20 protein-coding genes and 9 tRNA genes are annotated in these 22,021 nt (G+C 40.6%); 10 read left to right on the forward strand and 19 right to left on the reverse strand.

Annotated features, from left to right (window positions below; translation table 11 throughout):
* The 10 genes from COD92_RS29360 to COD92_RS29405 all read right to left on the reverse strand — a co-directional run bounded on the left by COD92_RS29360 (window position 1) and on the right by COD92_RS29405 (window position 1,672).
* Window positions 1–77, reverse strand: a tRNA-Pro gene (locus COD92_RS29360).
* A gap of 6 nt (window positions 78–83) precedes the next feature.
* A tRNA-Arg gene (locus tag COD92_RS29365) sits at window positions 84–160 on the reverse strand.
* A gap of 60 nt (window positions 161–220) precedes the next feature.
* A tRNA-Leu gene (locus COD92_RS29370) sits at window positions 221–306 on the reverse strand.
* Window positions 307–368: 62 nt separating this feature from the next.
* A tRNA-Leu gene (locus COD92_RS29375) sits at window positions 369–453 on the reverse strand.
* A gap of 14 nt (window positions 454–467) precedes the next feature.
* Window positions 468–543 (reverse strand) — tRNA-Lys (locus COD92_RS29380).
* Between the two features lie 148 nt (window positions 544–691).
* A tRNA-Gln gene (locus COD92_RS29385) sits at window positions 692–766 on the reverse strand.
* A 58-nt stretch (window positions 767–824) separates the two neighbouring features.
* Window positions 825–896 (reverse strand) — tRNA-Glu (locus tag COD92_RS29390).
* Window positions 897–907: 11 nt separating this feature from the next.
* A tRNA-Ser gene (locus COD92_RS29395) sits at window positions 908–998 on the reverse strand.
* A 7-nt stretch (window positions 999–1,005) separates the two neighbouring features.
* Window positions 1,006–1,080: transfer RNA gene (locus COD92_RS29400), tRNA-Asn, on the reverse strand.
* A 121-nt stretch (window positions 1,081–1,201) separates the two neighbouring features.
* Window positions 1,202–1,672 carry a SprT family protein gene (locus tag COD92_RS29405; protein WP_098996786.1) on the reverse strand — a complete coding sequence of 157 codons (471 nt, stop codon included), beginning with the start codon at window positions 1,670–1,672 and terminating at the stop codon, window positions 1,202–1,204.
* 99 nt (window positions 1,673–1,771) lie between these two features.
* Between COD92_RS29405 and cmpA the strand changes: the two genes are divergently transcribed.
* Window positions 1,772–1,885: a cortex morphogenetic protein CmpA gene (gene cmpA, locus COD92_RS29410; protein WP_007083554.1), complete on the forward strand. Its 114-nt coding sequence runs from the start codon at window positions 1,772–1,774 to the stop codon at window positions 1,883–1,885.
* Between the two features lie 71 nt (window positions 1,886–1,956).
* Here the strand turns inward: cmpA and COD92_RS29415 are convergent, their stop codons facing one another.
* The 6 genes from COD92_RS29415 to acpS form a co-directional block, all read right to left on the reverse strand.
* A complete protein-coding gene (locus COD92_RS29415; RefSeq protein ID WP_098996787.1) occupies window positions 1,957–4,128 on the reverse strand; it encodes a Tex family protein in 2,172 nt (723 codons plus the stop codon).
* Window positions 4,129–4,309: 181 nt separating this feature from the next.
* Window positions 4,310–4,660, reverse strand: coding sequence for a type II toxin-antitoxin system endoribonuclease NdoA (gene ndoA / locus COD92_RS29420; RefSeq protein WP_007083556.1), 351 nt, complete (start codon window positions 4,658–4,660; stop codon window positions 4,310–4,312).
* Between the two features lie 4 nt (window positions 4,661–4,664).
* A complete protein-coding gene (locus COD92_RS29425) occupies window positions 4,665–4,946 on the reverse strand; it encodes a CopG family ribbon-helix-helix protein (protein ID WP_098531723.1) in 282 nt (93 codons plus the stop codon).
* A gap of 266 nt (window positions 4,947–5,212) precedes the next feature.
* Complete coding sequence (gene alr, locus COD92_RS29430; RefSeq protein ID WP_098996788.1) at window positions 5,213–6,385, reverse strand: alanine racemase; 1,173 nt, start codon at window positions 6,383–6,385, stop codon at window positions 5,213–5,215.
* A 154-nt stretch (window positions 6,386–6,539) separates the two neighbouring features.
* On the reverse strand, window positions 6,540–7,559 hold the full coding sequence (locus COD92_RS29435; RefSeq protein WP_098531690.1) for a LolA family protein: 1,020 nt from the start codon (window positions 7,557–7,559) through the stop codon (window positions 6,540–6,542).
* 254 nt (window positions 7,560–7,813) lie between these two features.
* Entirely contained in the window at window positions 7,814–8,161 is a 348-nt protein-coding gene (acpS, locus tag COD92_RS29440) for a holo-ACP synthase (RefSeq protein ID WP_098531691.1), read from the reverse strand.
* A 250-nt stretch (window positions 8,162–8,411) separates the two neighbouring features.
* On the opposite strand from acpS, the gene COD92_RS29445 reads away from it, so the two are divergent.
* Window positions 8,412–8,975 carry a rhomboid family intramembrane serine protease gene (locus COD92_RS29445; protein WP_255286728.1) on the forward strand — a complete coding sequence of 188 codons (564 nt, stop codon included), beginning with the start codon at window positions 8,412–8,414 and terminating at the stop codon, window positions 8,973–8,975.
* A gap of 38 nt (window positions 8,976–9,013) precedes the next feature.
* On the opposite strand, the gene COD92_RS29450 is transcribed toward COD92_RS29445, so the two are convergent.
* Both COD92_RS29450 and COD92_RS29455 read right to left on the reverse strand, forming a co-directional pair.
* On the reverse strand, window positions 9,014–10,450 hold the full coding sequence (locus COD92_RS29450; protein WP_098996789.1) for a PH domain-containing protein: 1,437 nt from the start codon (window positions 10,448–10,450) through the stop codon (window positions 9,014–9,016).
* Window positions 10,443–10,922: a PH domain-containing protein gene (locus COD92_RS29455; RefSeq protein WP_098996790.1), complete on the reverse strand. Its 480-nt coding sequence runs from the start codon at window positions 10,920–10,922 to the stop codon at window positions 10,443–10,445. The genes COD92_RS29450 and COD92_RS29455 overlap by 8 nt, the downstream gene beginning before the upstream one ends.
* A gap of 192 nt (window positions 10,923–11,114) precedes the next feature.
* On the opposite strand from COD92_RS29455, the gene COD92_RS29460 reads away from it, so the two are divergent.
* From COD92_RS29460 to menC, 5 genes are read left to right on the forward strand one after another with little or no spacing between them, the layout of a single operon-like run.
* On the forward strand, window positions 11,115–11,960 hold the full coding sequence (locus COD92_RS29460) for a MurR/RpiR family transcriptional regulator (protein ID WP_098996791.1): 846 nt from the start codon (window positions 11,115–11,117) through the stop codon (window positions 11,958–11,960).
* A gap of 27 nt (window positions 11,961–11,987) precedes the next feature.
* On the forward strand, window positions 11,988–13,121 hold the full coding sequence (locus COD92_RS29465; protein ID WP_098996792.1) for an amidohydrolase: 1,134 nt from the start codon (window positions 11,988–11,990) through the stop codon (window positions 13,119–13,121).
* A 24-nt stretch (window positions 13,122–13,145) separates the two neighbouring features.
* Window positions 13,146–14,627 (forward strand): amino acid permease, encoded by a 1,482-nt coding sequence (locus tag COD92_RS29470; RefSeq protein WP_098531697.1) that lies wholly within the window; start codon window positions 13,146–13,148, stop codon window positions 14,625–14,627.
* Between the two features lie 21 nt (window positions 14,628–14,648).
* Window positions 14,649–15,476 carry a GNAT family N-acetyltransferase gene (locus tag COD92_RS29475; RefSeq protein WP_255286729.1) on the forward strand — a complete coding sequence of 276 codons (828 nt, stop codon included), beginning with the start codon at window positions 14,649–14,651 and terminating at the stop codon, window positions 15,474–15,476.
* A gap of 27 nt (window positions 15,477–15,503) precedes the next feature.
* Entirely contained in the window at window positions 15,504–16,616 is a 1,113-nt protein-coding gene (gene menC, locus COD92_RS29480) for an o-succinylbenzoate synthase (protein ID WP_098531699.1), read from the forward strand.
* Between the two features lie 177 nt (window positions 16,617–16,793).
* Here the strand turns inward: menC and uvsE are convergent, their stop codons facing one another.
* Window positions 16,794–17,756, reverse strand: a complete 963-nt coding sequence (gene uvsE, locus COD92_RS29485; protein ID WP_098531700.1) for a UV DNA damage repair endonuclease UvsE — start codon at window positions 17,754–17,756, stop codon at window positions 16,794–16,796.
* Between the two features lie 122 nt (window positions 17,757–17,878).
* Between uvsE and COD92_RS29490 the strand changes: the two genes are divergently transcribed.
* From COD92_RS29490 to COD92_RS29505, 3 genes are all read left to right on the forward strand, one after another.
* The gene (locus COD92_RS29490; protein ID WP_098531701.1) at window positions 17,879–19,423 is read left to right on the forward strand and encodes a spore germination protein; all 1,545 of its coding nucleotides are present in this window, start codon (window positions 17,879–17,881) and stop codon (window positions 19,421–19,423) included.
* Window positions 19,420–20,583, forward strand: coding sequence for a Ger(x)C family spore germination protein (locus COD92_RS29495; RefSeq protein WP_098531702.1), 1,164 nt, complete (start codon window positions 19,420–19,422; stop codon window positions 20,581–20,583). Before COD92_RS29490 ends, COD92_RS29495 begins: the two co-directional genes overlap by 4 nt.
* Window positions 20,584–20,809: 226 nt before the next feature.
* The gene (locus COD92_RS29505; protein ID WP_098531704.1) at window positions 20,810–21,916 is read left to right on the forward strand and encodes a GerAB/ArcD/ProY family transporter; all 1,107 of its coding nucleotides are present in this window, start codon (window positions 20,810–20,812) and stop codon (window positions 21,914–21,916) included.
* Window positions 21,917–22,021 lie beyond the last annotated feature (105 nt).

Consider the following 22,021-nt stretch of genomic DNA (forward strand, 5'->3'; position numbering starts at 1 on the left):
TGGTCGGGAAGACAGGATTCGAACCTGCGACCCCTTGGTCCCAAACCAAGTGCTCTACCAAGCTGAGCTACTTCCCGTTAAAGTGGTGCGCCCTGAGAGATTCGAACTCCCGACCTTTTGATTCGTAGTCAAACACTCTATCCAGCTGAGCTAAGGGCGCTTATTTTTAAAGCAACTTTTAAAGTATACCAAAACAACTTCTCTTTGTCAACAACTTTTTTGGTGCGGCCGAGAGGACTTGAACCTCCACGGGGTTGCCCCCACTAGGCCCTCAACCTAGCGCGTCTGCCATTCCGCCACGACCGCATATGAATCAGCGACAAAATCAATGATAACATCATACTCTAATTAATTCAAGAGGTAATTTATGGTGCGGGTGAAGGGAGTCGAACCCCCACGCCTTGCGGCGCCAGATCCTAAGTCTGGTGCGTCTGCCAATTCCGCCACACCCGCAAATGGTAATCGAATGGTGAGCCATGAAGGACTCGAACCTTCGACCCTCTGATTAAAAGTCAGATGCTCTACCAACTGAGCTAATGGCTCGTACTTAGATGAATCCCCAATCTTAGATCAGGGTAGTCAGATGCTCAAAAGAACTTACGTCCTTCCTCGCAGACTCGAAGCTGATTCACTGTAGCTTCGCTCGTTGCTCTACCAACTGAGCTAATGGCTCATACTTAGTTAAACAAAATGGCTGGGCTAGCTGGATTTGAACCAACGCATGTCGCAGTCAAAGTGCGATGCCTTACCGCTTGGCTATAGCCCATTAATTCATTTAGAGATAAAGAAACAGGAAATGAATCAATGTCACTCCCCATCCCTGATGACCCCTACGGGATTCGAACCCGTGTTACCGCCGTGAAAGGGCGGTGTCTTAACCGCTTGACCAAGGGGCCAAAATAATATATGGCGGAGAAGGAGGGATTTGAACCCTCGCGCCGGTTACCCGACCTACACCCTTAGCAGGGGCGCCTCTTCAGCCTCTTGAGTACTTCCCCATATGAATGGCTCCGCAGGTAGGACTCGAACCTACGACCGATCGGTTAACAGCCGATAGCTCTACCACTGAGCTACTGCGGAATAATCAATATTTCTTCGCTCAATAAGGCGTTTGCCCTATCGACTCTTTACATTATAAAGACCCATAACTATAAAGTCAACATTATTTTTACATAAAAATTATAACCAAATTAACAAAGAATTATAATTCCATCTCTTTAACTTTTAACAATTTGCCTCTACACTTACCACACACATATTTGGAAGTGTTAATACTTCTTTTTCTTTGATAGGTTTGCATACAGCTTGTACATTGATAAAAAAGTATTTTTTTCGCTGTTCGTTTTACATTTCTTTCAGGCAGTTGGCTGCAGAAGCGGGGTGCACCTACCTGCTTTAATAAAATCTTAAAATCTTGGTCCTTGTGCTGATATCCCCTGCCTTCAAGATGAAGGTGATAGTGGCATAGCTCGTGCTTAATAATGCCGATCAACTCTTTCTCTCCCAGCTGTTCTAAATACTTTTTATTGATATCAATATTATGGGTGCTTAAAAGATATCTCCCTCCTGTTGACCGTAATCTTGGATTAAACGACGCTGTATGTTTAAACGGCTTACCAAAGTATTCAAGAGATATCTTTTCAACTAATAATTGAAGTTCTTTCTGCTCCATTTTTACAGTTCCCCACTTTCTAGCGAACATGACAACCTATTATAGCATATATTGTATATACCCTTAATTAATGATGTACTTTTCGGGAGGTTTTACACTATGCCAACTTGGTTGCAAAACCAAATGAAAAGGGCTTTCTATGAGAAGGACCGCTATCAGATTAAGCTGCTTAACCAGTGCTGGTTTTTTTACAGAAAAAAACACTGCTCCTAAAAGCAGTGTTCCTCTAGTTACAGTGCCTATAATCACCGAGCCTCTCGCTGACTATAGGCACTTCTACTATTTTAGGAAGGCGGCAGCATAGTTAAGGCAACACGGCCCTTTTTCATATCTATAGAGTCCACCCAAACCGTAACGACATCACCAACTGAAACAATGTCCAAAGGATGTTTGACAAAACGATTGCTGAGCTTAGATATATGAACAAGCCCATCCTGTTTGACACCAATATCTACAAACGCACCGAAATCCACAACATTCCGGACGGCGCCTTGAAGTTCCATTCCTGCTTTTAAATCTTCTAGCTTTAAGACATCCTTTTTCAGGAGCGGACGAGGTAAATCATCACGCGGATCTCGTTCCGGTCTTACTAAGGCATCAATAATATCCTTTAAGGTTAACTCCCCTACGGATAATTCTTCAGAAACTGCTTTTAAATCAAGTCCGTTTAGTGCCGTCTTTAACTCTTCTGAACCTAAGTCATTTGCTGTAAAACCTAGACTTGTTAATAACTTTTTAACCTCATCATAGTTTTCAGGATGAATTCCGGTCCGGTCAAGTGGCTGTTTACCATCGAGCACACGCAGGAAACCGATGGCTTGTTCATAGGTTTTTGCCCCTAAACGTGGTACCTTCTTTAATTGCACTCGGCTCGTAAACTTACCTTCCTCTTCGCGCTTTTTAACAATATTATTGGCAGCGGTTTTGTTTAATCCTGCCACATACTGCAGTAACGAAGAAGACGCGGTATTCACATTCACACCGACCTGGTTAACGGCCGTTTCTACCACAAAATGCAGCGATTCAGATAGGCGCTTCTGGGCAACATCATGCTGGTACTGACCAACACCCACTGATTTCGGGTCAATTTTCACCAATTCCGCTAATGGATCCTGCAGGCGTCGTGCAATCGAAACAGCACTTCTTTCTTCAACTTGGAAGTTTGGAAACTCTTCTCTAGCAAGGTCGGAGGCAGAATAGACACTAGCACCTGCCTCGTTGACGATGAGATAAAAGATGTCATCTTCCATTTCTTTTAAAATATCAGCGACAAACTGTTCTGTTTCCCTTGATGCAGTACCGTTACCGATTGCCGCCATTTCTACTTTATACTCACGGAGAATGTTAATAAACTTTTCACGTGCTTCTTTTGTTTTTGAAACAGGCGGATGTGGATAGATGACATCAATCTTTAACACCTTCCCAGTCTCGTCGACGACCGCTAATTTACAGCCTGTCCGATAAGCTGGGTCTACACCAATAACCACTTTTCCCTTTAAAGGGGGCTGCAACAGCAAATTACGAAGGTTTTCCGAAAAAATATGTATAGCTTGCTCTTCCGCCTTTTCCGTTAACTCGGCACGGATTTCCCGTTCGATGGATGGCTGAATTAATCTTTTATAACCATCCTCTATCGCTTCCTGTACTATCGGAGCGGCAGGCGAATGCTGGACACGGATCCACTTTCTCGATAGATAGGCCGTAATCATATCTGCATTCATCTTTATCGAAACACGTAAAATGTCCTCCTTTTCACCGCGATTTAAAGCAAGAATTCGGTGTGGGACAATTTTATTAACCGGCTCTTCATATTCATAGTACATTTCATAGACATTCTTTTCGTCTTTTTCTGCATCTTTTACAACAGATGCAACTGTGCCGGATTTAAAAGTTTCTTTACGAATCCATTTACGTCCTTCAGCATCATCAGAAACCATTTCTGCAATAATATCCTTGGCGCCTGCAATCGCGTCTTCAATCGTAAGAACTTGTTTTTCCTCCGATAGAAACTCTTTTGCTTTTTGCTCGATGTTGTCTTTAGGAAACGTCATCAGCCACTCTGCAAATGGTTCTAATCCTTTTTCTTTGGCCACAGTCGCTTTTGTTCTTCGTTTTTGTTTATAAGGCCTGTATAAATCTTCTACTTCCTGAAGCTTCTCAGCCTTTGTAATGTCTTTGCTTAATTCATCGGTTAATTTCCCTTGTTCTTCGATAATTCGCAAGACTTCTTCTTTTCTTTGCTCAAGGTTTTGAATGTACTGCCAGCGTTCTAAGATCGTCCGGATCTGCACCTCGTCTAGGGCTCCGGTCATTTCTTTTCTGTAACGGGCAATAAAAGGAACCGTGTTTCCTTCATCAAGCAACGAAATAACACTTTTTACTTGTTTATAGGATATAGTCAGCTCAGCGGCAATTTTACCTAAGAGCTGATTATCTTTTACAGCTGTATCGTTCACGAAACAATCCTCCACTCTTTTTTCATTTTATTGTATCAAATTAGGGTAATGGTTTCATCAAAGGCCCCTATTTACCTTTTGACAAAAAGAAAAGCAAGCTAGAATCAGCTTGCTCTTAGGCAGAAAAATCAGAGGCAGGTTATGTATGAAAAAACGCTCTTTTAAAAGAGCGTACTTTAAACTAAAATTCGATGAGACCTAAACTTACCTGTAAGGCTTCATCCACTTTCTCCATCATTTCGTCATCGAGATGGGTGATTTTATCGGTTAACCGCTGCTTATCAATTGTACGAATTTGCTCTAGCAGAATGACCGAGTCACGTTCAAATCCGTAGCGCTTCGCATCAATTTCGACATGAGTAGGAAGCTTAGCTTTTTGAATTTGAGCTGTAATCGCTGCAACAATCACTGTGGGACTAAACCGATTCCCGATGTCGTTTTGGATGACAAGTACTGGTCGGACGCCGCCTTGTTCAGAACCAACAACTGGGGATAGGTCCGCAAAATAAACGTCACCACGCTTGACAATCAAAGGATTATCCTCCGCTTACAAGACGTTCAACTGTGTGTTCTGCCTCATATTCTGCTAAAAATGCTTCTGATGCAATTCTAAGATTGATTTTTGCCATTTCCATGTATCCACGTCTCATCGACTCGCGAATTTGTCTCTTTTTCCGTTCGCGTAAATACATTTTTGTTGCTTGGTAAATAAATTCACTGCGGTTCACATTTTCTTGCTTAACGAAACCATCTAACTCAGTTAAAAGATGTTGCGGTAACTTCACTAAGATTTCCGTAGTTGCGCCAGTTTCAGACACAAACATACACCTCCACCATCACTACACACCATTTTTATCTAACCAGAATTTCATTCTGATGCTTAAATTTAACTGCACTTCTGTCTAAGCCTCTTCGCGGTAAGTCATCAGCGAGTTTTAAATTTAATATCTGTACCATATTCAATAATAACACTAATCAAGCCCAATTCATAGACTAAATATAATTCTACTGTATTATAAGCCAATAAAAGATGCTTTTATGCACAATTTACCGCAATATCATAAATATGTTTAAATTTCTGTATTTAAGCCTGTGAATTATTAAGCAGGCCATTTTTTATATCGACAATTTTGCCCTCTTTTTTATAAAGTCGCGGCACACGATTGGTAATAATACATGGGACTTCATAATTAATGGTTTCAAGCTTTGCAGCAATCTCATTTATAGAAATGAATTGCTGACCCTGCCGGCCAATTAGTGTGACGGTTGTTCCAACAGGCAAATTAGCAGGTAGACGAACCATGCACTGATCCATGCAAATTCTCCCGACAATTGGCGAACGCTTTCCATCCACTAACACTTCCTGCCCTTGCAGTCTTCGAATCCACCCATCAGCATAACCAATTGGGATAGTGCCAATCCACTCATCTTCCTTACTTTCGTAAGTGGCCCCATAGCTGATCTTATCCCCTTTTTTAACCTGCTTCACATGAACAAGCTTCGTTTGCAGTGAAAAGGCCTCTTTCAATGGGAATGGAATTTCTTTTTCCATTTGAAGAGATGGTGTGAGACCATACATGGCGATTCCAAGCCGGACCGCATTAAAATAGGCATTAGGAAATCTGATTGCTGCCGCACTATTGCTGGAATGAATATACTTCGGCCGCTTCGTTAACACCTTTAACAAATCTTCAAATAACGCTAATTGCTGCTGAAAATAACGGTTATCCAAGTCATCTGCTGTGGCAAAATGAGTAAAGATTCCTTCAAAATGAAATCGTTTATCCTCTAAAATCAGTTGTTCTACAGTTGATAATTCTTCACGGCTGCGGACGCCGATTCTTCCCATTCCCGTATCCACTTTGATATGCAGAGAAACTTTATCACCAACAGACAAATGTTTTTGTGCCTCCTGAAGCCACTCCTTTTGAAAAACGGTAAGGGAAATATCATACTTGGCTGCCACTTGAACATTTTCAGGCCGAGTTGCTCCTAAAACCAAAATGGGGGCATGAATTCCTTTATGTCTAAGTGCAACCGCTTCATCCATTAAAGCCACAGCAAGAAAGCTTGCTCCCGCTGAAAGGGCTGTTTTGGCTACTTGAACATCACCATGACCATAGGCATTGGCTTTTACCACCGCAATAATTTCCACTTGACCTGGTAAATGTTTTTTTACAGAAGATACATTTTCAGTGATACAATCCAAATCAATTTCTGCCCACGTATCTCGATAAAAATAGACTTGCTCTTCCATCTGTCCACTTCCTAGTTAAAATGCATTTTTTTATTTTACCATAAAATTGGATTATGATAATTTATTTTAAGCGGGTGGCCGCTTTTTTGCTCAAAAATATCATACTACTTATAAACGCCAAAAAACAGGCACAAGGCCTGTTTTAGTTTGATTATTATTTTACGGAGTCACCTTGAACAGATTTCGCTATTTCAACCATCTCATCCCTAGTCAGGTTTTTCGATGCGATCATATAATCAACACCGCCTTGTGACCATGAAAGCGAATGATCCGACAGCGCCCCAATTGTTGCGCCTAAATCAACAATATCACCTTCCATTAGCGTTGGATTAGCTGAGGCAACCTTTGTCGATACTTTTTCCTGCACAAGTGTATAGGATTTTTTACCATCATAGGTAAGGACAACCCGCTTACCATCCTCAATTTTGACTGTCTTTTCTTCAAGTAACTTAGTGCCTGTTAACTCAAACGTTGGGTACTTAATCGTGAATGACTGATCTTTATTTTTACCATTTGCCATTGCTGGTAAATTCAATTGTGCCCGTGTCATATTCTTTTTCATATCAAAATCGTCCTTGTCAAAATCAGCATTAAATTTCACCTTTGAAAACTCCACCGTTACAAGGGGATTCCGGTCAGGGTCCATTACTTTGACTACAGCAGGCGATAAATCACTTTTATTCAGTTTAATCTCCTGATATGGAAGCATACTATTATTTTGATAACGTGTCTTTGTTTCAAAGATATAATAGTCCTTTGTTGAGGAAAATTTAGCTTCTTTATCCGCCACAATATCCTTTATTAAAGATTCATACAAATAAGCTTGGCTGCTATTTTGCGGCCAATCACTTTGGAAACGGAAGCTTTTATTCAATGCCGGTGTAAGAACAAATACACCTTCTTTATTTCTTAGGATCATTTGACTTTGGTCTTTCTCAGCATTTTTTAAATTAACGCGATAGAAGGTAGGATCTTTATGCCAGATTTCAACATTATAAATCTGCGAATCCGAGCCCATTTTCAGCGTCATTTTCGCATTCACTTTATAGCTGGTTAAATCACTCTGCTTACCCTTTAGCTCCTTTACCACATCATCTTGTGATTTTGACCCACAGGCAGCTAGCACGAACATGACCATTAGCCCTGTAATAAGCAGTAAAAACTTTTTCCTCATTCCTTCAACCCCTTCTTGTCTCATTTCATATGATTATCAAAGAAGAGAAAGGCAGGAATCAGGCTTATAAACCATAGCTGACCTTGTCTCTCCTATTTCCCTATGAATATATGAGACAACCATGGGGATTATTCTTACAAAGAGCAAAATTGAAGCGGAAGCGCCTTGATCAGGCCCCCGAGCCCCTAGGCGCTGCAGCTAGATAGTATTGGAGTCAAATATGGTTAATTATTCGAGCCACTTATTAATACCTTCTAACCTTCTATCACCACTTGAGCAACAGCATATTCCTTGCTATGTGAAATAGACAAATGTGACTGAACCTCTGGTTTTCGAAAAAACGGTTTTCCGGAGCCATCCGTCTCAATCTCCATGTCTTGAAAAGATAGTTCTCTTCCTATTCCAGTCCCAAATGCCTTGGAAAAGGCTTCTTTTGCCGCAAACCTTCCAGCTAAGAATTCCACTTTTCTTGACTCAGATAAGTCTTCATACTTTTTCTTTTCGTCGACCGTTAAAATCCGATCGACCAACTTACTTTGCTTGTTGATTAATTCGCGGATTCTATGCAATTCAATAATATCAATGCCAATTCCTTTAATCATGGTTTATCATCCTTCTATTTAATTTACAGTCAGCATAATAGTGTACAAGACCAAAAAACGGTTAAGATGTAATTGAAAGGGGGTTTTAACCATATTTAACAGAACCGAAAGTTTTCGTGAATTTATCCGCTTTTATCCGATGGTCTCTCTAATTACAACAATTCACTTAGTATTATACCTTTTAACCATTCTTCCCATATTCCCAAACAATTGGTTCTTTGAGACTCTCTCAGGGGTGAATCTTTATATTATGGAAGGAGAGGTTTGGAGACTAATCACTCCTACTTTTATGCATAGCGGTTTTTCACATATGCTGTTTAATAGTTTTTCCCTTATCCTATTTGGACCAGCTTTGGAACGGATGCTTAGGAGCGGCAGATTTCTATTCATTTACCTTTTCTCCGGTTTCGCTGCTAATGTGGCTACACTAATATTTGAGCCGTTGACCTATACCCACGTTGGTTCAAGCGGGGCCATTTTTGGCCTATTTGGCTATTATATTGCCATTATTATCTTCAGAAAGAGCATGATGTCCCAGCAAAATGCACAAATTATTATCGTTCTCTGTGCAGTCAGCTTAATTATGACCTTCCTGCAGCCCAATATTAATGTAGTTGCTCATCTGTTTGGATTACTGGGTGGCTTTCTAGTGGGCGCTATTCCATACTTTAATAAAAAAGATCTTTCAGATTCCATTCAGACCACTGCATCTTGGGCCAGCAGTCAAAGGAGAAATGTCTCCCTTCAATCCCCAGTAAAAGTGCTAATCTGGGCTGTGATAATCATCCTAGCCATTCTAGGGTTTTGGAAATAATATAGGCAAAAAGGACATTTAAAGGGAGTAACCCATGTTTATTCCGGGCCGCTCCCTATTTCACGCTCCCGTGAATACCATCGATAAATGCTCTGAAGGTCAGCCTGATCCATGTCGACCACACGGCCTCCTGTATTGACAGCCCCCGACTTGACAAAGACTTCAAGCGTTCCCAGTTCCTTTTTATCTTGGAAATAACTAACGCCCGCCTCTAAACTTTGTATCTTGTTTTTCCTCATATAAATGGTGGTCCGCTTAAAACTCCGGAATTTCAAGCTAAGCTGTTCCCGGCTTAATCCCCAGCCTGCTGATTTATAGTTTAAATATGCTCTGATCGTCACAAGCACGAGTAAGACTAGAGAGAGCAATCCCCAGCTCTTTAAAAAAATCAACGAAAGTAACACAATCGGGATGGCCACGTACCAGCCGCGGAAAATATACCTCCACATTGCCCGTCTTGGTAATGGCTTAAAATCTTCCGTCATTTCATATTCCGGTAAATAGGGACCGATAATAGCTGGAATATCCTTTACTTTTACGATAGGCAAAAGCATAACATTTGCGCCCTCTATATTGGCAGAGGATCCTCCTGCACTTTCCAAGTATACCGTTCCAAGTCCCAGCATTTGTCTAATCAGATTTTCACTGATTCGGATTGCTTGAATTCTATTCAGCGGAATCGTCATTTGCTTTTTTTCCAGGAGGCCTTGTGAAATAACGAAATCCGTTTCTGTCTGAACAACCGTGAAACCTGCATATTTAAGCATCGTGATCATTAACGAAATAATCCACAAGAGGAGAAATCCTAAAAACACAATGAAAGTTATGAGCATTATATTATGAACAGCCCATGTTTCTACTCCGCCAAATACCTTTTTATAAGGGATTAAGTCATCTAGCTGTGGAAAAATCGCGAAAACAGCTGAAATCACTACCCCCATTCCGCCTGATGTCAAGGAAAGCAAGAGTAACTTCTGTGTAGTAAGTTTAAACATCGGCTTTATCTCCGCTGTCGTTTTAGGAGCATCTTGTTTAGCCGCATTGACATGTGCTTGAATCTGCGCTGCTTCCCCTTTTGGTATTGCCGATAGCACGGCTTCTGCCTCATCACCGCTGCCGGCTGTCTCAATCTCCACCTTAGCAAGTCCAAATAATCGCTGCAGCAGCCCTTCTGTTATGTTAATGCTCTGAATCCGCTCGAACGGAATGTATCGTTTCTTACGAAGGAATACACCATATTCAATCCGCAGCTCATCTTCCTCAAATCGATAGGTATACCGCAACCAGGACAAGATTCCCGTAATGAGGGTAATAAGAACCGCTATCAAGGATAGAATTAGAGAGATGACCAATGATGTTATACTATCCCGTCCCCCAGAGATGTTAAGGAAAATCATGGGAAGGATGAGATTTCTTATTCTTTTTCCAGTCGTGACAATGCTGGCAACCGGGTGGAGTCGTTTTGGTTCAGACATCTTCTTCTGCCACCCTTGCTAATTTTGAAATAAACTTTCGCAGTTTTTCTGCTTCATCTTCTTCTAAAGCTGGGATTTCATGTGCAGTTGCTGCTGTATGTATGAGAACGGAGGCTAATCTATACTTTCTTAAAAGCGGTCCTTGGATAGTATCGACATGCTGCACACGAACCATCGGAACTAGTGTCCGTGTTTTAATAAAGATTCCCTCCTCCAATTCCACTTCTTCCTCACGTACCTCATATCTCCAGCTCTTCCATCTAAAGAGCGGAGAAATTACTATATGATAGAGAGGAAAAATCACTCCCAGGGTTATTAAAATAATGGAAATCCAAAAAGGGGCATCAAAAACATCTAATAATAACAGAATTACTGCCGTTATCGTCCAGCCAATCACCGACCTAATCACACCGGATATTCTCCAGACCGTTAATGCCTTCCTTGAAATACTATTTTGCGGTTTTGCTAACAAATTATAGCCTCCTCCAAATCGTTAGGAACAAACTTTCTCTAGTATCAATATATCCCATATGAATACACAAAAAAATATCAACAAATAATCTTTTAATTTATATTTATTTATGATAACGTATAAAAATAAAAAGTATTAACTTCACCATTTATACGAAGTGAAGGATTCCCTTCTTTTGGAAAGGTGGATAAGATGGAGCCACTTCCTTTTAAACAATTAGTTAAGGATCAATTTAACCATTTATCGGCAGGGCAAAAAAAAGTAGCCACTTACCTGATTGAAAATTTAGATAAGGCTGCCTTTAAGACGGCTTTTCAAATCGGTCAGCAAGCATCGGTTAGTGAAACCACCGTCATCCGCCTTTCTTACGCATTAGGATTTCAAGGATTTAGCCAAATGCAGGATCTCATTCAGCGGCAGATGCTATTGCAGAACCAAACCGCCGCGGCTGCCGCTTCGATTCAATCGACCGATAAACATGTTTTTACAAAGGTGATAGAAAACCAGATTGATATATTAAGAAATCTGCTAGACTCTGCAAACATCCAAGAGATTTGGAAAGCCGTTGAGGCGTTAACCAAGGCGGACCACATTTTAATCACAGGCCACCGCATTTCTCATGCAGCCGCCTATTGGTTCTCCTATATGTTGAGTACCATTCGAGATCAGGTAAGTTTGTGTTCAACGTCAGGTGACTTTTTCGAAAAGTTTTGCAATCTGACTAAAGACTCAGTTGTTGTTGTGTTTTCGTTTCCACGCTATTCCAATGAAACCATAAAAATTGCTGAGTGTGCAGTAGAGCATGGAATTACCCTTATCTCGATAACCGATCGCCTTCTATCTCCTGCGGGAAGGATTTCCGACATTATACTAACTACTGAGGAAAATGCCGAAACTGGCACGAACTCCATTGCATCGGTTATTAGTTTATTAGATTTAATGATAGAGGGAATCCAACAGAAAGATCAGGAACGGATATTTTCATACCAGCAAAAACTAGAGAAGCTTTATACAACGTTTAATGTATTTAATGAATAGGATTAGAAGTTTAAGAGGTGAAAAGATTTGAATCCGCTAGACTTTATTGAGCAGCATAAAGAAGAGTTACTAACCACCTATCAAGAGCTTCATTGCCTGGCGGAACCCAGCTGGCAAGAAAAGAAAACTTCCGGCTACATTGCACAAAAACTGCAAACGGCCGGCTTCAGCGTAAAAAGGTTTAACGATCATTACGGAATAATCGCTGAAATACAGGGAACCTCTGGCCAAGTCGTGGCACTGCGGGCAGATATGGATGCACTGGTCCAAGAAGTGAATGGTGTGGTTAGACCCAATCATTCCTGTGGTCATGACGGACACAGCACGATGGTCCTATATACGGCACTGGCTCTGGCCTCAATCGGACTCAAACCAAAGCATACATTAAGATTCATTTTTCAGCCTGCCGAAGAAAAAGGAGAAGGCGCGCTGAAAATGATGGAGGATGGTGCGCTAGAGAATGTGAGCTTGTTATTTGGCACCCATGTACGGCCAGTTAGTGAGCTTCCCTTTAGGAAGGCGTCTCCTATGATTATTCATGGTTCAGCGGGTACGATTCGGGGAAACATAAAGGGACGACAAGCACATGCAGCCCGGCCAAATGAAGGAATCAACGTAATTGAGGCAGCTGCCCTACTAGTGCAGAACCTTAAGGAAATTGATTTACCAACAGATGTTCCGTACTCCATTAAAATGACACAGCTGACGACGGAAAGTGAAGCAACTAATGTAATCCCAGAAACGGCGCATTTTGCTCTCGATGTAAGAGCACAATCCAACGAAGTTATGTCCGAGCTTGATCAGAGGACTAAAGCAGCGATGGAATTGGCAGCGGAGCGATCTGGAGCAGCCTTCACCTGGTCTATGGAGGAATATGTTCCGGCCGCTGTTAAAAACGAAAGAGTGATGAAAATGGCGGAAAAAGCCATTGAAGAGGTACTCGGCGAAGAAAATGTTGTTCCGGTATGTATCTCCCAAGGTGCTGAGGACTTTCATTTTTACACCGCCAAAAATCCCGGCCTAGCGGCTACGATGATTGGTTTAGGCTGTGGTTTAACGCCTGGGTTGCATCATCCCGAAATGAAATTTAATCTAGATGCATTAATATATGGAACGAAAATATTAACACAAACGTTGTTAACAGCATTACAAGAAACTTAAAAAAACAATTAGGAGAGATGTGCGATGGAAGACACAGCACGTAAAATAGATACAACCATTGAGCGAATTAAAGCTAAAGAACCCTTGGAAAGAAAGTTGAAGACTAGACACCTATCGATGATTGCCATCGGTGGAACGATTGGTACGGGATTATTTTTAGCAAGTGGTGCGACGATTGCGGATGCAGGTCCTGGTGGAGCTCTTGCAGCCTATTTAATTGCCGGAATCATGGTTTATTTTATTATGACAAGCTTAGGAGAAATGTCGGCGTTTATTCCAATCACCGGCTCGTTCAGCACGTATTCGGACCGCTTTGTCGACCCTGCTCTTGGCTTTGCAGTCGGCTGGAATTATTGGTATAACAATGCTATTATTGTTGCCCTTGAATTATCGGCTTCCTCACTGATTATGAAATATTGGTTTCCGGATGTCCCAGGGATTGTTTGGAGTGCCATCTTCCTTGTGTTGATATTTGGATTAAATATTTTATCTGTAAAAGGTTACGGTGAATCTGAATTCTGGTTTGCAATTATCAAAGTTGCTACAATTATTATATTCATTGTGTTAGGTTTATTAATGATTTTTGGAATCATGAAGGGCCATACAGGCGGATTTGAAAACTTTACAAAAGGCGAAGCACCATTTAAAGGCGGATTCCTTTCGATTTTAAGTGTGTTTATGATTGTCGGTTTCTCGTTCCAAGGAACAGAACTTGTCGGGGTTGCGGCTGGTGAAAGTGAAAATCCTGAAAAGAATATGCCAAAAGCGATTAAACAAATTTTTTGGAGAATTTTATTATTCTACGTTTTAGCGATTTTTATTATCGGCTGTTTAGTAAGCTACAAAGATCCATTATTATTAAGCACAGATGTCAAAGACGTGGCAGTAAGTCCGTTTACACTAGTCTTTAAAAATGCCGGTCTTGCTTTTGCTGCTGCCTTAATGAATACTGTTATTCTTACTGCCGTACTTTCTGCAGGTAACTCTGCACTTTATGCCGCATCACGTGTGTTATGGGTATTGGCGAAGGAAGGTAAAGCTCCTGCGTTCTTAAAGCAAGTTAGCAAAAAAGGTCTTCCTACTAATGCTTTATTGGTATCAACCATGATTGGTATGCTTTGCTTCCTTACTTCTCTGTTCGGTGATGGTACTGTTTATGGCTGGCTATTGAATGCCTCTGGTTTAGCAGGATTTTTATCATGGTTAGGAATTTCTATTTCACACTACCGCTTCCGTAAAGCTTATATAGCGCAAGGAAGAAGTTTATCAGATTTACCATATGTAGCAAAATGGTTCCCGCTCGGACCAATCTTAGCAACAGTTTTATGCTTAGTAGCTGTCTTCGGTCAAAATTATGGCGCCTTTTTTGGACCAAAAATTGATTGGTACGGTGCATTGGTATCTTATATTGGCCTGCCTCTATTCCTATTAGCTTATTTCGGCTACAAGGTTGTGAAAAAGACCAAATTGGTTCCATTACAAGATGCGGATTTCAGCCGCGAATAGTTTTTAATGGGGGAATTGACATTGACAACAGAACAAATCGAAATTCGTTCCCTGTATACAAATAAAGAGCTAGAAGAAGTACGCAGACTTGAAAGTAAAATATGGGGGGAGTCTGACTCCATTCCCACACACCAAACCATTACCGCCGTCAAAAACGGCGGTTTAGTGCTTGGTGCCTATTGTGGCGATCAGCTTATTGCGTTTCAATACAGCTTCCCAGGCTTTAACGGCCAGTCTGTCTACCTTTGCTCTCATATATTAGGGACCGATAAACACTTTCGTAATAATGGGATAGGTGAAAAATTAAAACTAGCCCAACGCAATGAAGCATTAAAACTTGGCTACTCCCTTATCACTTGGACGTATGATCCACTTGAAAGCATTAATGGATATTTGAACATTGGCAAGCTTGGCGGTGTAGTCTCTACTTATCTTCCAAACTGCTACGGCGAGATGGAAGATTTGTTAAACAGTGGACTCCCCTCTGACCGCTTCCTTGTGGAGTGGCATATCCGTGACGAAAAATCTGCTGATACTATCGGGAACGCATTCGAACAAGACTTTGTTTTGAAGAACTCGCTTCTGCAGTGGGATGTAAATGATAGAGGGCAGCCCGTTGTATTGCCTTGTACACTTAAAGACTTACATAATGATGCAGTTCAGTTTGTGCCTTTCCCCAAAAACTATCGGTCGATTCGCGAAACAGACATCGAGCTTGCTGGTGACTGGCGGATGCGAACAAGGGATGCTTTTTCTGAGCTGTTTGACCATGGCTGGCAGGTCAGCGGTTTTAAAAAAATCAGCAATCCGGAGATTCCGGTAAATTTCTATATTCTCACTAAGAACTAACCCGAAGAGTTAAAGGAGACTTTTGGTATGAAGATTAAGCAAGTCATTTTAAGACACTTAAAACTTGATTTACTCTACCCTTTTACAACTAGTTTTGGAACCGAATACGATAAAGATTTTATTTTGGTGGAAGTCAAAAACGAGGACGGTCTCTCAGGCTGGGCCGAATCTGTAGCGATGCTCGATCCGCTTTATAATGAAGAAACGGTCAAAACTAATTGGCATATCCTAGAGGATTATTTGATCCCTATCGTTTTAAAAAATGACATCCAACATCCCGATGAACTGTTTGAGAAGTGGTTTGCTCACTTGCGCGGCAATTATATGGCTAAGGCAGCAATTGAGGGGGCTGTTTGGGATTTGTATGCAAAAGAACAGAACTTGTCCCTTGCCCGTGCTCTTGGTGGTGAAAGATCCAAAATTGATGTTGGTGTCAGCATTGGAATTAAAGACTCTATTGAAGAAACGATAGAAACGATTGGTGAACGCCTTGAGGAAGGTTATAAGCGGGTAAAATTGAAAATTAGGCCAGGCTGGGATGTTGCTTTAATTGATCGGGTTCGCCAGGAATACCCTGATATTCCGTTAATGGCGGATGCCAATTCTGCCTATACGCTCGATGATATGGACCGTTTGGTTGCATTAGATGATTATCAGTTAATGATGATTGAGCAGCCTTTGGCCCATAATGATATTATTGATCACGCTGACTTGCAGGCTAGAATGAAAACGCCGATTTGTTTAGATGAGAGTATCCATTCTGTCGAGGATGCACGAAAGGCCTTGAAGCTTGGCAGCTGTAAAATTATTAATATTAAGGTTGGGCGTGTTGGCGGTTTAACGGAATCACGTAAGCTCCATGATTTTTGCCAAGCTAATGATATCCCGGTATGGTGCGGCGGGATGCTTGAGTCCGGGGTCGGCCGTGCCCATAATATTGCAATTACCTCTCTGCCGAATTTTACTCTGCCTGGTGATACAGCGGCTTCTTCACTTTATTGGGCTGAGGATATTATAGAGCCTGAGGTAACGGTTCAAAACGGTGAGATTACGGTTCCAACTTCTCCAGGGATTGGGTATGAGACTAGTTTGGAAAAGGTTAATAAGTATACAGTTTACAGCCGAACCTATCGTGCTTAAGTTTTGTTGATTGAGAGTGGTCCTTCGTTGAGAAGGGCCATTTTGTTTTGTCTTAGAGAAATCTGTAATCTTCGGGGATAAAGGACAGTAACCAGCTTGGTACTTCACAAATTGACCTTCATTCCCCTGATCAAAGACAAAACCAATCTCGGTTCTCCACATTTCGTCCTTCATCCCCTACTCTACCACAAAATTAGTCTGATCCAGCCACTTAAATCCCCCACGCTCCTTCAAATCCCGAACCAATTGAAACAGTGCCGCATCCTTTTGCTTCGCTTCAATCATACAATGAATCTCCGGCACACTCCCCTTTATTTCATTTAAAAACGTCATAAACATTTCCGGATCAACGTTATCAGCATGCGCTCGAAACTCCTTCTCCGATCGCGGGCTTGAAATATGCATCTTAATCGGCAGGGCGGAATGTTTCCAAGTGGTAACAATCCGTTCCCAATCGGACACCCAATCCTCCTCTTCGTGATTTGCAAGGTGATGATGGTAATCAAACACCATCGGAATTCCTAACTTCTCGCAAAGATATAACGTGTCCTTAACTGTAAAAGTAGTATCATCATTTTCTAACATAATCATCCTTTGAATACCGGGCTTAATATATCCCCAATTATGAATAAATTGTTCCAGCGCTTTCTCTTTATCCTCGTACCCTCCGCCAACATGCAGGACACAACGATGCTCGGGATTGATTGCCATTCCCTTCAAGAGAGCCTCATGCATTGATAAGGTCTTAAGTGAGTTTTTTAAAATATCCTTATCCAATGAATTCAACACAACAAAATGATCAGGATGAAAATCAACTCTCGCAGGGTGCTCCTTTAAAAAAACGGCTAATTTTTCAAGTGGTTCTTTCAGAGGCTTGATATAGTTCCAATCTAGTAAATCCTCATGATTGGCGAGTGGAATCAGCCGTGAGCTAAATCGGAAAAACTGAATATCATTTCCCACATTATGCTTAAGAAGACGCAGACAATTCTCTAAATTAGATTCAGCAATCCTTTCTAATTTCCGAATCGCAGCTTCACGGTCCTTTATTTTGGAGAATTGGGCAAACGTCATGGTTTGAGAGGGGGATGCGTGCTGCAGTTCTACACTCATCGCTACATACCCTAGTTTCACAATCATATCTTCCACCTCTACTTAGTCAATATTATTATTCTCACCTATCTATTTTTTTCAACTACAAATTATTTACTTTAAATTAGGGAAATCTAAAAAAAAGTTTTGCGGAAAGAGTGAACACCACCATGCCCTTTTTTTCAAAAGTAAAAAAACAAACCCCAAACACCAATACTCCTGAACAAGTTTTTTTAGGAGAAGACTTTGATATCCGGTATAAATGGCTGAAGCAGTCATTTAATCAATGCTCTGATATCACAATCTATGAATTAACCGCTAACCATACTCGCTGCGGAATAGTTTATTTACAGGCAATGGTTGATGAAAATTTATTTGATGAGCAGGTCCTATCCTATATCGTGAATGAGGATTATGCCTCCTCACACCAGGAATTTATTCATAAATTACTTGAATTAAAATTGATTAGCGCTATGTCAAGCAGTGTACTAACAGATATGCAAAAGGCTGTGGAACTTGTCCTTGATGGAAATATATTAATTTTTTTCGAGGGCGACCCGCGGATGCTTGCCTTCCCATTACAAAAATTTGAGAAAAGAGCCATCAGTGAGCCGGCAAATGAAAATGTAATCAGAGGGCCTAGGGAAGCATTTGTCGAGGATATTCATACGAACATCACCTTGATTCGCAGAAAAATTAAAACTCCTGCCTTAAAAATCGAACAGCAATTGATTGGTAAATTCACAAAAACAAAAGTTGTCATTGGATATCTAGAAGGAATATGCAAGCCAGAAATCATCGAGGAAGTAAAACAGCGGATTGAACGTATTAAAATGGATGGAGTATTAGGAAGCAGTTATATAGAAGAAAATATTGATGATTTCCCATTATCCCCCTTTCCGCAGGCGCAAAAAACAGAGCGGCCGGATGTTGTTGCTGGAGCCCTGCTCGAAGGAAGAGTGGTTATTTTTGTAGATGGAACACCCATCCCTCTTATTGTACCGGTTACCCTTACTATGTTTCTTCAATCACCGGAGGATTATTATCAACGCTATATTTTCGCCAATTTCGTCCGATGGCTACGAATAGTCTTTATAGTTATATCGCTGCTGTTTCCATCCTTCTATATTGCGTTGACCACCTTTCATCCTGTGATGATTCCATCCGATTTGTTATTGAGTGTAGCAGCTGCAAGAGATTTAGTACCATTTCCTGCAATAGTGGAGGCATTTATTATGGAACTAACCTTTGAAGCATTAAGAGAAGCTGGGCTTCGGATCCCAAAAGCAATTGGCCAGGCCATTAGCATTTTGGGTGCATTAGTTATTGGGCAAGCTGCCGTTCAAGCAGGAATAGTTTCCGCGCCAATGGTCATTATTGTTTCTTTAACAGGGATTTCCTCCTTTATCGTACCTTATTTCGATTTTGGTTTTTCGATTCGTCTGCTCCGTTTTCCCATTATGATTTTATCGGGAAGTTTTGGCATTTTTGGATTGATGATTGGCTGTCTTCTTATTTATATCCATTTGGTTCACCTTCGTTCTTTTGGAATGCCATACCTTACACCAATTGCACCAATGCGTGCCAATGATTTAAAGGATTCCTTTTTAAGAGCCCCTTGGTGGTTAATGAAACGACGTCCTTCGTTTGTTGGCACAAAAAATCTTAAGAGATCCAATCTTCAGTATCCATTTGCGGAGGAGGATGAGGATTGAAGAAAGCGCTTATTTTCTCAATGGTTATTTGCATGCTTTTTTTAACAGGATGCTGGTCTCGTGTAGAAATAAACGACCGAGCGTTTGTTTCAACCATCCTAGTGGATAAAGGAAAAAATGGCAATATTGATGTAACCTTTACCTTTCCACTCCCTAATCGACTTTCTACAGGTCAATCAGGCGGAACGCTGTCATTAGGGAAACCTTATGCAACCATAACTTATTCAGGCGCAAATATCTCACAAGCTTTTCATAAAATGCAGGTTGATGTGCCACGGAAAATTAGTTTTGGACAAGCGAAACTTTTGATTATTGGTCAAGAAATGGCCAGGGAAGGGATAACCAAGATATTAGAATTTATTATTCGTGAACCCAGCCTTAACATCAATCTAGCTATGTTTGTAACACCTGGAAAGGCAAAGAATATTATTAACATGGTTCCAACCTTTGAGCGGTCGCAATCACGAATACTGTTAGGTTTCACTAAAAATGATATTGCCCTATTAACTACACCTAAGGACTTTCTTGAAACAGTAAATGGTGATATGGCAGTCAGTATTTTAAAAGTAGGTAAACGCAAGTTGGTTAGTGAAAATGGAAAAAAAGTTGTTTGGGTTGGTACAGATGGAGTCGCCTTATTCAAAAATTACAAAATGGTCGCTAAGCTAACATCTTATGAAGGACGTGGGGCCTTGTGGCTCCGAAACACGATCAAGCGTGCACTGGTCACGATTCAATCACCAACGGATCACAAAGAAATTAACTTAACCGTATTGCAGGCAAAAGCAAAAATTCATCCTTCAAAAAGCGAACCATATACGTTTGATGTTCACTTCAATGTCGAAGATGACCTTTCGGAATCGGACTCAACAATCGATTTAAGTAAGGAGACAAATATTAAAAAATTAGAATTAATTGCAGAAAAAGATATTAGAGAAAGGATTAAGGGTGCCTTTACCGCCTCTAAAAAGGCAGGTGCAGATGCCTTTCAATTTGGTGAATATTTATCTTGGTATAAACCAAAAATATGGAAAAAATCCGAAAGGAACTGGTCGTCACTTTATCAAGACAAAGTAAAGCTTAATATCTATGTCGATCTAAAGATAAAACGAAGGGGTACAGAGAATAATCCATTTTGGACAAAGGAACTAAGCCCATGATTATCATTATTTTATTTTTCATTATTATCTTTTTTTACGAATGGAATTACCTTAAGAATCGAAAGCGCAAAAAAAGAACATTCTTCATTGTTTTAGGTATTATGGGTGTTTCTTTCTGTTATTGTATTTCTACACATCTTTTCAAGTATAGTCTGAATCCCAATGAATTAATTGAAATCCTATTTAGACCGCTGCAAGAAAAGATTATAGGTTAGGTGGGACATAGTTGAAAACTGAGGGGATCTCTCAACATCAAATCATCCATTTTTTAATTCTCTTTTTTTTCTCAACATTCGTTGGGTTTTCTTCGGTCCAAATCGTTAAAATGACACAATATGATTCCTTAATTGTCATTTGTATCGGGGGGTTAAGTGCAGTTGCTCAAGCCTTTATAGGAATAAAACTTGCCAATCGAAGACCAGATCAATTTATTGCGACCTATGGAAAAGAAATCTTTCCTTACTGGGTCCACCTCCTTCTTATGGGGGCAATGTTCTTTTTTTGCTTTCATGGCAGTGCCTTTATGTTAAGAGAGTATGAGGACTTCATTATCCAAGTCTATCTGCCGGAAACACCAAACTGGGCCATCGGGATTCTCTTTGGCGGTACTGTTGCCATAATGGCTCGATTAGGTATCGTCACGCTATTTCGATCAGCACAAGGTTTATTTTTTATTACCATCCTCGCCATTCTTTTAAACACTGTCTTTGTTGGAAGAGAGCTAAGATGGGAGCGTTCAATCGCTTTTATAACCAATCATGATTTCCAAGGTATTCTACAAGGAAGTTATTTTATTTCGCCCTTTTTCTGCGAGATAGTCCTATTAATTTTTATCTTTCCTTATATTATGGATAAGGAAAAAACAAGAAGATCGCTTTTCTGGGCGATATTCCTTTCGATTATTCTGATTATCATCTATATTGGTTTTTTAATACTTCTTTTTGGCCCAAATTTAACGGCTCATTTAGCCTATCCAATACTAGAGATGGTTCGATTCATTAAAATTGCTGAATTTATTGAGAACTTAGATCCGCTATTAATTGCCGTGTGGTCTACAATGGTTTATATCAAAATTAGTTTTTTCTTTTATCTGGCAGTTCAAATCCTTGCTCAGTTATTAAAACTAAAAGATTACAGACCCTTAACGTTTTCATTAGCAGCAATGGTGGTTTCAATGTCGGTAACTATGGCGGAGAACTTTGCAAATCTTGTTGATGTTTATGAACACTCATGGCCTACCTTCGCCCTCTGTGTAGAGTCCATCCCATTATTATATCTTCTAATGGACACCATTAAGAAATATGTAAAGAAAAAGTCGGTTGACCCAAATTGAGAAAAGCGGAAGCGCCATGGTCAGCCCCGATATAGGGCGACTTGTCGACGTCCGGCGAAAGCAGGGTCAAAGACTAGTCGCCTAATGCGTACAGAAAGCGATAGC

Source organism: Bacillus sp. AFS037270 (genome assembly GCF_002585305.1).